The sequence below is a fragment of the Micromonospora sp. BL4 genome, from assembly GCF_003667505.1.
In the GTDB taxonomy this organism is placed as follows: Bacteria; Actinomycetota; Actinomycetes; order Mycobacteriales; family Micromonosporaceae; genus Micromonospora.
This window is the reverse complement of the sequence record NZ_RCVJ01000154.1, coordinates 17,914-30,381: the sequence shown is the minus strand read 5'-3', so window position 1 is coordinate 30,381 and position 12,468 is coordinate 17,914. Positions and strand designations below refer to the sequence as shown.

9 protein-coding genes are annotated in these 12,468 nt (G+C 73.9%); 2 read left to right on the top strand and 7 right to left on the bottom strand.

Annotation, left to right across the window (positions count from 1 at the left end):
• Positions 1–27: 27 nt before the first annotated feature.
• From EAD89_RS20335 to prmC, 4 genes are all read right to left on the bottom strand, one after another.
• Positions 28–2,142, bottom strand: coding sequence for a transglycosylase domain-containing protein (locus tag EAD89_RS20335; protein ID WP_121654102.1), 2,115 nt, complete (start codon positions 2,140–2,142; stop codon positions 28–30).
• A gap of 106 nt (positions 2,143–2,248) precedes the next feature.
• Entirely contained in the window at positions 2,249–2,860 is a 612-nt protein-coding gene (locus EAD89_RS20330) for a phosphotyrosine protein phosphatase (RefSeq protein ID WP_121654103.1), read from the bottom strand.
• Complete coding sequence (locus tag EAD89_RS20325) at positions 2,861–3,508, bottom strand: L-threonylcarbamoyladenylate synthase (protein ID WP_121654121.1); 648 nt, start codon at positions 3,506–3,508, stop codon at positions 2,861–2,863.
• Positions 3,508–4,455, bottom strand: a complete 948-nt coding sequence (gene prmC / locus EAD89_RS20320; protein WP_121676844.1) for a peptide chain release factor N(5)-glutamine methyltransferase — start codon at positions 4,453–4,455, stop codon at positions 3,508–3,510. The genes EAD89_RS20325 and prmC overlap by 1 nt, the downstream gene beginning before the upstream one ends.
• 72 nt (positions 4,456–4,527) lie before the next feature.
• Between prmC and EAD89_RS20315 the strand changes: the two genes are divergently transcribed.
• The gene (locus EAD89_RS20315; protein ID WP_121654105.1) at positions 4,528–6,075 is read left to right on the top strand and encodes a diguanylate cyclase; all 1,548 of its coding nucleotides are present in this window, start codon (positions 4,528–4,530) and stop codon (positions 6,073–6,075) included.
• Positions 6,076–6,170: 95 nt separating this feature from the next.
• On the opposite strand, the gene prfA is transcribed toward EAD89_RS20315, so the two are convergent.
• Both prfA and rpmE read right to left on the bottom strand, forming a co-directional pair.
• The gene (prfA, locus tag EAD89_RS20310; RefSeq protein ID WP_121654106.1) at positions 6,171–7,259 is read right to left on the bottom strand and encodes a peptide chain release factor 1; all 1,089 of its coding nucleotides are present in this window, start codon (positions 7,257–7,259) and stop codon (positions 6,171–6,173) included.
• 135 nt (positions 7,260–7,394) lie between these two features.
• Entirely contained in the window at positions 7,395–7,619 is a 225-nt protein-coding gene (gene rpmE / locus EAD89_RS20305) for a 50S ribosomal protein L31 (protein WP_007464546.1), read from the bottom strand.
• Positions 7,620–7,894: 275 nt separating this feature from the next.
• Between rpmE and EAD89_RS20300 the strand changes: the two genes are divergently transcribed.
• On the top strand, positions 7,895–8,791 hold the full coding sequence (locus EAD89_RS20300; protein ID WP_121654107.1) for an AAA family ATPase: 897 nt from the start codon (positions 7,895–7,897) through the stop codon (positions 8,789–8,791).
• A gap of 53 nt (positions 8,792–8,844) precedes the next feature.
• On the opposite strand, the gene EAD89_RS20295 is transcribed toward EAD89_RS20300, so the two are convergent.
• Entirely contained in the window at positions 8,845–12,324 is a 3,480-nt protein-coding gene (locus EAD89_RS20295; protein WP_121676843.1) for a phosphodiester glycosidase family protein, read from the bottom strand.
• Positions 12,325–12,468 lie beyond the last annotated feature (144 nt).

Sequence of the window (12,468 nt, the reverse complement as noted above, 5' to 3'; positions counted from 1 at the left end):
CCCGCCGGGGCCGGCCGGAACGCGGGCTCAGTTGCCCGTACGCGCGCCGGTGACCTCGAAGGCGACCCGTTCGCTGGGCGGGACGAAGTCCTGGACCGGCTGGTCGCGCAGGGCGGAGGCGAGCACCGCGCCGACCGCGTCCACCATCGCGCCCTGCACCGCCTGACCCACCGCGTCGCGTGGGTCGTCCGGGTTCGCCGCCATCGAGGCCACCGCGAGCTGCGGGGTGAACGCCACCACCGTCTCCGCCTCGTACCGCTCCGAGCTGCCGGTCTTGCCGGCCACCGGGCGGCCGAGCTTGGCCCGCAGGTCGCGTGCGGTGGCGCCGTCGCAACGCCCGTACATCGACTGGTCGCCGACCGGGCAACGGGCCGCGTCGGCGGCCGCCCGGGCCACATCGGTGTCGAGCGCCTGCCGGCAGTCCGGCTTGGCGGCGTCGACCGGGTGGCCCGCCGAGTCGGTGATCGAGACCACCGGCAGCGGGGCGCACCAGGTCCCCTCGGCGGCCACCGTGGCGTACGCCGTGGCCAGGTCGAGCGGGGTCGTGGCGGCCACGCCCAGGGTGAACGGGCCCCAGTTCTTCGCCCCGTACCGGGCCAGCCGGGCGTCGGAGTCGGCGCGCAGCACGATGCCGAGCCGCTCGGCCATCTCCACCACCCGGTCGGCGCCGACCCGCTCGGTGAGCCAGGCGAAGTACGTGTTCACCGAACGCCCGAACGCGGTCCACATGGTGCGCGGGCCGTCCATCGACGACGGGCTGGCGTTCGCCGGGCACCAGCGACCGTCACAGCTCGCCGCACCGGTCACCGGGAACTTCGTGAGCAGCCGGGTCGGCGCGGTGAACTCGGTCGACAGCGGCATGCCGGACTCCAGCGCGGCCAGCATGGTGAAGAGCTTGAACGTCGACCCGCCCTGGTACCCGTCGATCGCCCCGCCACCGGCGACCAGCTGGTTCACCGTGTTCGGGTGGTTCTTCTGTCCGGCCGGGTTGTCCGCCACGCTGTAGCTGCGGTTCACCGCCATCGCCAGCACCCGACCGGTGCCGGGCTGCACCACCGCGGTCGGCACCGCCCGGGCGTCGGTCGGCTTGTAGATACGCAGCACCTGCTCGATGGTGGCCCGCTGCACGGCCGGGTCGAGCGAGGAGACGATGGAGAACCCGCCCCGGCGCAGCGTGCGCTGCCGCTCGTCGGCGGTCGACCCGAACGCCGGCTGGTTGCTCCACCACCGGGTGAACCAGTCGCAGAAGAAGCCCCAGTCGTTGTGCCCGTCCGGCACGGCCGTGCAGTCGTTCGGGGTCTCGCTGGGGCGCAGGTCCAACGGCTCGGCCCGCGCCGCCGCCGCCGCGTCCGCCGACACCTGGCTCGACTCCACCATCTGCTCCAGCACGTACGCCCGCCGGCGCAGCGCGCTGTCGGCGTCGCCGTTGATCGGGTCGTCGCTGTCCGGCGACTGGACCAGCCCGGCCAGCAGAGCGGCCTGCGCCAGGGTCAGATCGGCGGGAGCCCGGGAGAAGTAGCGCTTGCTGGCCGCCGCGATGCCGTACGCCCCGGCCCCGAAGTAGGCGATGTTGAGGTAGCGGGTGAGGATCTCGTCCTTGCTCAGCTCCCGCTCCAGCGCCAGCGCGTACCGCATCTCCTGGATCTTGCGAGCGGTGGTGACGTCGGTGGCCGCCCTGCGCTGGCTCTCGGTCAGCCGGGGATCGCTGCTGAGCACGTTGCGGACGTACTGCATGGTCAGCGTGGAGGCGCCCTGCCGGGTCTGACCGTCGCGCTTGTTCACGGTGAACGCGCGCACCACACCCCGCAGGTCCACCCCGCTGTGCTGGAAGAACCGGACGTCCTCGGCGGCCACGATGGCCTGGCGCATCACCGGCGCGACCTCGTGCAGCGGCACGTCCACCCGGTCCTCCTGGTAGAAGGAGGTGATCAGGGTGGTGCCGTCGTTGGCGTACAGGTTGGAACGCTGGGCGGTGGGCGGCGTGCGCAGCGTGTTCGGCAGTTCCGAGTAGGGCGTGGACAGGGCGCTGAAGCCGATCCCGAAGACCAGGGCCACCGGCAGGGCGGCCGCCGCCAGCACCAAGCCGGCGAGCACGCCGGCGATCACCACGGTCAGCAGTTTGTCGAGATGGGCCCGGATCATCAGCTCTCCCCGCAGGAGCCGGTCACGCTAGGACCCGTTCAGAATGACCCGGAACGCCCCTTTCGCCCCGGGTTTTCCCCAAACCCGGAGGAAACTCGCACGCCGCTCAGGGCAGCAGCGCGGCGGCCAGCGGGTGGACCGTCTCCTCGATCTCGTCGGCGACCCGGCTGAAGCACTGGTCGCCGCGACCCCACGGGTCGTCGAGATCGTCGCTCGGCAGCAGCGCGGCGCCCAGCCGGGCGTCGTGGGCCGCCGCCACCAGGGCCACGCCCCGGGCGTACACCGCCTCCGGGGTCGCCTCGGCCGGCGGCAGCGCGGCGGCGTCCACCCCGGCCAGCAGGCGGCCGAACTCACCCAGCACGAACGTGCGGGCCGCCGCGTCCGGACGCAGCGCCACCACGTACTCCTGCTGATCCGCCGTCGCGGTCAGGACCAGGTCGGCGGCGTCGATGTGCTCCGAACGCAGCTTGCGCGCGGCGAACCCCTCGACGTCCCCGCCCCGGCCGATGACCTGCCGGGCCGCCGGCGGGTTCATCTCCTCGCCGGCGTGCCAGCCACCCGTGCCGGCGCTGTGGCTGTGCAGCAGCTCCTCGGCCCGGGCCGGGTCCTGCTCACGCCGGGCCAACCGCTCCCGCACGGCCAGGGCGAGCAGCCGCTCGGCCATCGGCGAGCGGCAGATGTTGCCCATGCAGACGTGCAGCACGGTGAACGGGGGCACTCAGACTCCCCGGTCGTCGACGAGATCCGGCACGACGTCGCGCAGCTTCTCCAGCGGAATCGCGCCGGCCCGCAGCAGCTGCGGCACCTCGCCGGTCAGGTCCACGATCGTGCTGGGCACCGGATCCGGGCAGGGCCCGGCTTCCAGGTATGCCCGCACGGAGTAGCTGAGCTGGTCGCGCGCCTCCTCGGCGGTGACCGCGGCGGGCTGGCCGGTCTTGTTGGCCGAGGAGACCGCCATCGGGCCGGTCTCCCGCAGCACCTCCAGCGCCACCGGGTGCAGCGGCATCCGCACCGCCACCGTGCCCGACTTGTCGCCCAGGTCCCACTGGAGGCTCGGCGAGTGCTCGACCACGATCGTCAAGGCACCCGGCCAGAACGCCTCCACCAGGTCCCGGGCGGCGCTGGGCAGCGAGAAGACCAACCCGTCGAGGGTCTGCCGCGAGCCGATCAGCACCGGCGGCGGCATCTGCCGGCCCCGGCCCTTCGCGTCCAGCAGCGCCTTGACCGCGTACGGGGTGAACGCGTCCGCGCCGATGCCGTAAACAGTGTCCGTCGGCAGGACGACCAGCTCGCCGTTCTTGACCGCCTCGATGGCCGCAGCGATGCCGCGGTCCCGATCAGCGGGCGACCGGCAGTCGTAGAGCATCACGAGGAGTCAGTCTGCCACGCCGTCCCGCTCGGGGCGTGCTGGCCGTCCGCCCGTCGGGACGCGGTGGCGTAGCGAGGGCGGCCGGTGAGGTCCGGATGCTCCGTGATCGCGGTGAATCGGCCGTCCGCGGCCAGCAGCCCGGGCACCGCCGAGCCGTGCGTGTCGTCGTGCTCCACCCCGAGCACGCCGCCGGGCCGCAGCAGCGCCGCCGCCCGGGTGATCACCGGCCGGATCACCGCCAGACCGTCCGCGCCGCCGAAGACCGCCTCCGCCGGGTCGTGCCCGGCCACCTCCGGCGGCACCACCACCTCGACCGGCACGTACGGCGGGTTGCAGAGCAGCACGTCCACCCGGCCGACGAGTTCGGCCAGCAGGTCCGGCGCGGTGACGTCGGCCTCGACCACCTCGATCGGGCGGTCCCCTGCCTCCGCGCGCTCCGCCGCGTTGCGGCGCAGCCAGGCCAACGCGGCCGGCGACCGCTCCACCGCCACCACCCGCGCGCCCGGCAGCTCCTGAGCGACCGCCAGCGCGATCGCGCCGGACCCGCTGCACAGGTCCACCACCAACGGATCGGTCCGGCGGCGGCCCTCATCGAGGCCCCAGCCGGCCAGCAGCTCCGTCTCCGGCCGGGGCACGAAGACGCCCGGACCGACCGCCAGCTCCAGGTGTCGGAAGCCGGCCCGACCGGTCAGGTGCTGCAACGGCTCCCGGGCGGCACGGCGACGCACCAGCTCGTCGAGCCGGGCCAGGTGGTCGTCGGTCAGGTCGTCGGCGAGCGCCAGCCGACCCCGGGGCACCCCCAGCACGTACGCCGCCAGCAACTCGGCCTCCACCCGGGCCGGGCCCACCCCGGCGTCGGCGAGCAGACGGGCCGCCCGGGCCACCGCGGCGGACGGACGGAGCCGCCCTGTCCCTTCGGGGGGGTGTTGCGGCAGAGTGGTCACGTCATAATCATGAAGCGTCGCGGGCGACGCCACGAACCGGTGCGTCGAGGCGCACACGACGGGAGGTCGCGAGTGGGCTGGCTCGACCGGGTCGATGACCAGGTTGACGCCCTCACGCACGCCCGGGCGTTGCAGGAGGCCAGTCGTTCCGCAGAGTCGTACGCCCTGCTGGAGCGGGTGATCCGCACCACGACGGACCCGGCGGCGCGAGCGGACGCCATGGTGCAGCGACTCTCCGCGCTGATCAATCTCGGTCGCACGGCGGAGTTCACCCGGGCCATCGAGGAGGCCTCGGCGGCGGTCCGCGACCTCGCCGAGCCCTACCTGCACGGGCACCTCAACGCGCTCGCCGCGCTCGCCGCGCACCACCAGGGCGCACTGGACCGCTGCGTCACCCACCTGGTGAAGGCTGCCCGGGCGCTCGGCGCGGTGGAGGACCCGGACCGGGACACCGCCTGGGGCTGGCACGACCTCGCCATGGCGTACAGCTACCTCAGCTTCCACGGGTACGCCCTCGGGGCGATCGAACGCGCCCGGCAGCTGGGGCTGACCGCCGGGATCCCGGAGGAGACGTTCGCCGCGCCGGGCATCCGGCTGCGCAACGCCGTGGCGCTGGACCACAACGGCGACAGCGACGGCTGCCTGCGTGTGCTCCGGGACGTCGCGGCCGACCTGGCCCGGTTCATGCATGCCGGGCGGGCCGGCCGGCTGCGTCCCAGCAGCCTCGCCGCGTACGGCTACGCGACCGCCCGGCAGGCGGCGCTCGGCGACCGGGTGGAGTCCGGCGGAGAGGGCGATCCGTCCCGCCTGCTCAGCCACGGCGGGGACAGCGCCCGCGCGCGCGACATGCGTCAACTCGGCCAGGTCTGCCTGGCCGTCGCCGCCGGGCGGCCGATCGAGGCGGTCACCCGCCTGGACTCCATCCGGGTGTCCACCGAGACGCTCGGCGCGGCCGAGCCGGCCCGCCTGCGCAGCATCGCGCTGGCCCGGGCCGGCGACCACGTGGCGGCGCACCGGGCGGACCGGCTGGCGTTCCGGCTCGCCGCGCAGCGCAACGACCGGCTGCGCGACGTCTACATCGACGGCATCGCCGCCCGGATCGACCACGAGGAGATGCGCCGCGAGGCGGCGCGGTTCGAGGGAGAGGCGCTGACCGACCCGCTCACCGGGCTGCCCAACCGGCGGCGGCTGGAGCGGTACATCACCGCCGTGGTCACCCGCGGCGAGCGGGTGGTGATCGGCGTCTGCGATCTGGACGGCTTCAAGGCGGTCAACACCCGGCACGGGCACCACTCCGGTGACCTGGTGCTGCAACGCATCGCCGGGGTGATCAACCGGGTGATGCGGCGCGGCGACTTCGTGGCCCGCTACGGCGGTGACGAGTTCGTGGTGGTGCTCCCGGACACCGGCATGACCGAGGCCACCGAGGTGGCCCGCCGGATCGAAGCCGCGGTCCGCGCCGAGGACTGGGAGTCGCTGGTGCCGGGAACCCCGGTCGGGGTGAGCATCGGCTTCGCCGAGGTCTCCGGCGGGAGTGGGCTGCGCGACGCGCTCAGCGTCGCCTTCGAGGAGGCCGACCGGGAGATGCTGCGAGCCAAGAGCCGCCCGCGCGCGAGCTGACCGCCCGAACACGGGTCGGCGCCGCCCGCCGGCACCGCGCGCCGACTGCCGGCGCTGCGGTCAACGGCGGCGCTGCGTCAGTTGCTGCGCTGCGGTCAGCGGCGGGTCAGCTCGGTGTCGCCGGCCAGCCGGGCGGCGCGGTCGGCCTCGGTCAGGGCGTCCAGCACCCCGTCCAGCTCGCCGGCCAGAGCCAGATCCAGGTTGTACGCGGTGTAGCCGATCCGGTGGTCGGTGATCCGGTTCTGCGGGAAGTTGTAGGTGCGGATCCGCTCCGAGCGGTCCACCGTACGCACCTGCGCCTTCCGGGCGTCCGATGCGGCGGCGTCGGCCTGCTCCTGGGCGGCGGCGAGCAACCGGGCCCGCAGGATCCGCATCGCCTGCTCCCGGTTCTGCAACTGGGACTTCTCGTTCTGGCAGGAGACGACGATGCCGGTCGGCAGGTGGGTGATCCGCACCGCCGAGTCGGTGGTGTTCACCGACTGGCCGCCCGGGCCGGACGAGCGGAACACGTCGATACGCAGGTCGTTCTGGTCGATGGTGACGTCGACGTCCTCGGCCTCCGGCAGCACCAGCACCCCGGCGGCGCTGGTGTGGATCCGACCCTGCGACTCGGTGACCGGGACGCGCTGCACCCGGTGCACGCCGCCCTCCCACTTGAGCCGCGACCAGACGCCGTTGCCGCCCTCCGGGACGCCCTTGGTCTTGATCGACAGCGAGACGTCCTTGACGCCGCCCAGGTCGGAGTCCTGCGCGTCGATCACCTCGGTGATCCAGCCGTGGCGCTCGGCGTACCGGCTGTACATCCGCAGCAGGTCGCCGGCGAACAGCGCCGACTCCTCGCCGCCCTCACCGGCCTTGATCTCGACGATCACGTCCTTGGCGTCGTGCGGGTCACGCGGGATGAGCAGCTCGGCGAGCCGCTCCTCCAGGACCGGCAGGGACGCCGCGATCGCCTCGGTCTCGGCGGCGAAGGAGGGATCCTCGGCAGCCAGCTCACGGGCAGCCGCTAGGTCGGCACGCGCCTGCTCCAGCTCGCCGGCAGCCTTGTGCAGCGGCACCAGCTCGGCGTACCGGCGGCCGACCCGCCGCGCGGTCGCCTGGTCGGCGTGGATGGCCGGATCGGCCAGCCGCTTCTCCAGCTCCGCGTACTCGTCGAGGAGGCCGGCCAGACGCTCGCTGCTCATGCTGCGGATGCTCCTTCGAGGGTGCGGCGCCGGCCGGGCCGGACCGAGGTGCCGGTCGCCGGGCGGGAAAACAGGGCGGAATGCGGACGGCGCCCGCGTCCGGCGGAAAACCGGACGCGGGCGCCGAACGAGGAACTACTTGGCCTTCTTGGCCTGAACCTTGGCGTACTTCTGCTGGAACTTCGCGACCCGGCCGGCGGTGTCGAGAACGCGCTGCTTACCGGTGTAGAACGGGTGGCAGGCGCTGCAGGTCTCGACGTGGATCGCCCCGCCCTTGGCGGTGCTGCGGGTCGTGAACGTGTTGCCACAGGAGCAGCTGACCTCGGTGGTCACGTACTCCGGGTGGATGTTTGCCTTCATCTCGCCTCGGTCCTCTCGTTGGTGGTCGCCGGGTCGCCGTCACCGCCCGTCGCGCCGTGCGCGACGGGCTCGGGCGTGAACCGGAACCGGTGGCCGATTGACCAGTGTGCCATGGGCCTGAGCCGACCCGGTAATCGGGCCGCACACCTCGTCCGGCATCGTCAACACGTGCCTCCCCGTCCGCATTCCCGGCGTCCGGCCGGGCATTCACCCACCCGGCGGGACGCCGCCGAGTGCCCCGCCGGGGGTACGCCCGCCCAGCCGGAGGGGAGCCGATGACCCGCCTGATCGCCACCCGGGGCCTGCCGGCGTCCGGCAAGACGACCTTCGCCCGGACCCTCCAGCCGTCCGTGGTCCGGGTCAACCGTGACGACCTGCGCCGGATGCTGCACGGCGAGCGGCTCTTCACCCAGTGGGCCGAGGCGCAGGTGACCACCGTCCAGCGGGCGCAGGTCGAGGCGCTGCTGCGGACCCGGGCGGACGTCTGCGTGGACGACACCAACCTGCGCTCGCGAACCCTGCGGGACTGGGCCGACCTGGCCGCCCGGTACGGCGCCGAGTTCGAGGTGCACGACTTCACCGACGTGCCACTGGCCGAGTGCCTGCGCCGCGACGCCGCCCGCCCGGAGGCCGACCGGGTCGGCGCGGACGTGATCCGCCGGCTGCACGAGCGCTACCTGGAGGGGCGGACGCTGCCGCTGCCGGTGCCACAGGCCCGCACCGGACGACCCGCCACCGTGCGCCCGCCGTCGACCGAACCACCGGAGATCGTCCTGGTGGACATCGACGGCACCGTCGCGCTGGCCGTCTCGCGCAGCCCGTACGACATGACCAGGGTGGGCGAGGACCAGCCGAACCCGGCGGTGATCGCGGCGGTCCGGGCCATGCACGCCGCCGGGTACGGGGTGGTCTTCTGCTCCGGGCGGGACGCCTCGGCGCGGGCGGCCACCGAGACGTGGCTGGCCCGACACGTCCGGGTGCCCTACCTCGGCCTGCACCTACGCGCGGTGGGCGACTCCCGCAAGGACTCCGTCGTCAAGCGGGAGATCTACGAGCGGGAGATCCGGGACCGCTACCGGGTGGTCGGTGTGTTCGACGACCGCGCCCAGGTGGTCCAGATGTGGCGGGCCCTCGGCCTCACCGTCTTCCAGGTGGCCGACGGCGACTTCTGAAAGGCGGGCCCCTTCCTGCGCGGGAGGCGACAGGAAGGGGCCCTTCCCAGCCCTCAGCGGGCCGTCAGCTTGACGGTGGCTTCGGCGCGAAGGTTGTTGACGGTGACGGTCAGGCGGACGGGGGCGCCGGGGCGCAGCGCGGTCAGGGTGCCGGTGGCCGGGTCGAAGCGGGCGGTGTGCCACGGGCGGACTCCGGCCGCGGCGCCGATGTGCACCCCCGGCGAGGCGGACCAGTCCGCGCTGACCGGGGCGGCCACCGGGACGGTACGCCCACCCGGCTGGGTCAGCGTGGCGGTGACCGACGCCGGGACGCCGACCGCGACGCTGGGCGGGGCGTTCACCGCGAGCTGGTCCACGTGCGCGTGGAACTCCGCGTCCACCCAGCGCGGCCCCTCGGCGAGCGGGTCGCGCCGGGCACGTTCGGCCTCGGCCCGGGTGACCGGGTCCACGCCGAACTCCGTCCAGCCGGTGAAGCCGCCCTGGTCCGCCGGGGTGGACGGCGTCTTGCCCGAGTTGCCGTTGATGACGTACGGCACCCCGTCGACCCGGTCGGCGTGGAACGTGCCGACGTGCCCGCCCACGAACAGCGCGCCCTTGCCGGTGCGGTGCTGGAAGTCGGCCAGCCACTGCTCCAGCAGCGCCGCCTCCTTGCGGTCACCGAGCTGGCTGGCCTGCGCCGGGCTGGGGTCGCGCGGCGGGTGATGGTGCAGGACGACCACCGACCCGACCCGCCGGTCGGCGGCCGCCGCGTCCAGCGTCTCGCGCAGCATCCGCACCTGGTCGAAGCCTCCGCCGCGCAGCGTCCCGGTGGACGAGTTCAGCGTGACGAACCGGGTGCCGGCGTGGTCGAACACCCGCGAGGTCGCGCCGAACACGGCCTGGAAGTTGCTGATCGGGGCGCCCATGATCTCGTGGTTGCCGGGCACGTAGTACCAGGGCAGCGCGTCGCCCAGCTCCTCGTCGAGGATCCGCTTCGCCAGCGCGAAGTCGGCCGGGTACGCGGTGTCCACGAGGTCCCCGTTGATCAGCAGGAAGTCCGGCCGGGCCGCCTTCACCTCGCGCAGCGTCCGCCGGGCCTGGGCGACCAGGTCGCTGTCCGGGTCGGCGGCGACGAACTGGGCGTCGGACAGCACCGCGAACCGCCAGGGTGCGCCGTCCACGGTGCCGTCGCGGACCACGACCCGATCGGTACGCGGCGCCACCGGCGGCACGTCGACCGTGGGCGGCACCTTCGCCACCAGGTCGTCGATGATGACCTCGCTGGTGTACTGCGCGGCGGCGTTGGTCTCGGCCACGTAGAACCGGCGGACACGCACCGGGTACTGCACCCCCGCCGGCACCGCGAACTCCACGTACCGCCAGCCGGTCCAGGTGATCAGCGGACCGCGCAGCACGTGCTGGGTGTCCTGGGCGTCGTGCAGGTGCAGGCTGGGCCACTCCCCGGTGCCGTTGCCGTGGATCCACATGCCGAACGCCTGCGGCTGACCGGGCACCTCGATCCAGGCCGGCGGGTCCGCGTACGCGGCCCGGGTGCCGGTGGACTGGCTGAAGTCGTACGACATCCGCAGGCCCGTGCCGGTGTGGCCCGGCGCGGGCGCGACCGAGCCGCTGGCCCGGGCCTGGCTGAACCGCCAGGACGCGGCGTCGTCGAAGCCGGCCACCGGAACGTCGGTCAGTCCGACGGTGACCGGCAGGACGGTGGTGTGGCGTCCGACGTGGACGGTGACCAGTCCGGAGCCGGTCTCGCGCAGCGCGGTGACGGCGAGGTTGCCGTCGTCGGTGGGGGTGATCCGCAGCAGGTCCCGGTCGTAGTCGAGGGTCAGGTCGGCCGGCTCGATCGGTGCGGTGTTGCCCTCGGCGTCGTAGCCGACCACACCGACGAGGGCGTTGCCGTCCCGACCGGTCAGCCCGACCCGTTCCACTGTGGAGTCGACTCGGGCCAGCGGTCCGAGCACCGTGAGGCCCAGCGAGCCGGTTGCCCGACCGCGCGCCGCGGTGACCGTGCTGGCCCCCGGCACGCGGGCGTGGAACACCCCGTCACGGTCGACCCGGCCCTGTGCCGCCGGAGTCACGCGCCAGGTCGGTGCGCCGGCCGCCGGGCCGTACGTCTCGTCGTAGCCGGCCGCGGTTAGGGTGCGGGTGAGGCCGGGGAAGACGCGGTCGGGGCGGCCGCCGCGCACCGGTGAGATGCCGGGGGCGGCGGTGGGGTCGCTGGCAGTCTCCACCCAGTAGCCGGTGAGCCGGCCGCTGCCCTTCGGCGCGTAGATGGCCAGGCCGTTCGGCACGGCCCGCTCGCTGCCGTCCGAGGGCGCGTTCTCGACCTGCACGGCCGGCGCGCCGGGCTCCCGGGCCAGCAGGGTGGACGAGCCACCACCGTCCAGGTTGAGCGCGTGGTGGGCGCCCAGTTCGGCCATCATCCGGCCCATCTCGGTCTGGGTGACGCCGCGACTGTCGACCTGCCGACCATCCACGGTCAACATGATCATTTTACGACCGTCGGCGGTGAAGCCGACCGCCGTGCGCGGCGCCAGCGTCGGGTCGGCGATGCTCTGCACGACCCCGTCGCGGACCAGCACGTTGCCACCGCCGACCGCCGCGTGCAGGGTGCTGCCGTCGGACGGCTTCGGCTGCCAGGCCACCGTCACCGGGTCACCCGGGCGGAGCCCGGCCAACGCGTCCGCCCCGGCGTCGCGGCCGAGCAGCACGGTGCTGCCGGCGACGATCGGGCCGCTACCGGCCCCGCCGGCCACCGCGGCCACGCGGCCACCGGTCACGACGACCTCGACGACGCGGGCCGAGCCCGAGACCGCCCGCTCGCGCGGGTACGTCCCCCAGAGCTCGGTGAACGCGCCGATGCCGTCGGCCTGCACGATGTTGTTGAACTGCGTCAACGGCACCGGCCCGGTGGGCAGCGTGGCCGTGCCGTCGAAGTTCACCTCGATGACTCGACCGAGGCCGTCCGCGGTGACCGCCACCGCGTTGCGGTGACCGCTGACCGCCGACTGGATCAGCTCGCCGTCACGGATGCCGACGCCCTGGGCGGCGCCGGAGTTGTTGATGTCGAAGAAGTCACCGTTGACCGCGGCGACGGCGCGCGAGCGGTCCACCGCCCCCCGCAGCGGCTCGGCCCGGCTGACGGCTCCGGAGTTGACGTAGTCGACCGTCGCCCCGCCGCCGAGGTCGGTGGTGAGCGCGTCGGCACGCAGCCAGCCCTCGGCGTCGTACCGGTCGAAGGAGGTGAGTTGCACGCCCGGCGCGACCGGCCGGGTGGCCTTCGTGGTCTCCAGGCCGCCGGCCGGCTCCAGGCCGTCGGCGGCGGCGGTCGCGGCGGTCGCGGTGGCCGGGTCGGCGGCCAGACTGACCGAGCCGGCCGACCGGGACGACGCGGGCGGCGCGTCCTCGGCGACGGTGGACGGGGCCACGGGGGCGGCTGCCGGCGCGGCGGCTGTCGCCGGCACCGGACCGACCAGGATGAGCAGCGGCGTCAGCAGCAGGACGCCGGTGCGGCGGGCGGATCGTCTGCGGGTACGCATGGACGACAGTCAACCGGATCGCGAATAGAAGTTTCAAGATGCACCGACGGAACCGAAGGAAAACTTCAACCATGCAGAGCAAAGGGGGCGATGGACATGACGAAGGGGCACGGCCGCGGTGGCCGTGCCCCTTCGTTGGTCAAC

Bases quoted from the DNA above. Each gene is read 5' to 3' on its own strand.
- rpmE (WP_007464546.1), bottom strand. From the start codon at position 7,619: ATGAAGGCAAACATCCACCCGGAGTACGTGACCACCGAGGTCAGCTGC.
- prfA (WP_121654106.1), bottom strand. From the start codon at position 7,259: ATGAGCAGCGAGCGTCTGGCCGGCCTCCTCGACGAGTACGCGGAGCTG.
- EAD89_RS20300 (WP_121654107.1), top strand. From the start codon at position 7,895: ATGACCCGCCTGATCGCCACCCGGGGCCTGCCGGCGTCCGGCAAGACG.
- EAD89_RS20335 (WP_121654102.1), bottom strand. From the start codon at position 2,142: ATGATCCGGGCCCATCTCGACAAACTGCTGACCGTGGTGATCGCCGGC.
- EAD89_RS20325 (WP_121654121.1), bottom strand. From the start codon at position 3,508: ATGCTCTACGACTGCCGGTCGCCCGCTGATCGGGACCGCGGCATCGCT.
- EAD89_RS20295 (WP_121676843.1), bottom strand. From the start codon at position 12,324: ATGCGTACCCGCAGACGATCCGCCCGCCGCACCGGCGTCCTGCTGCTG.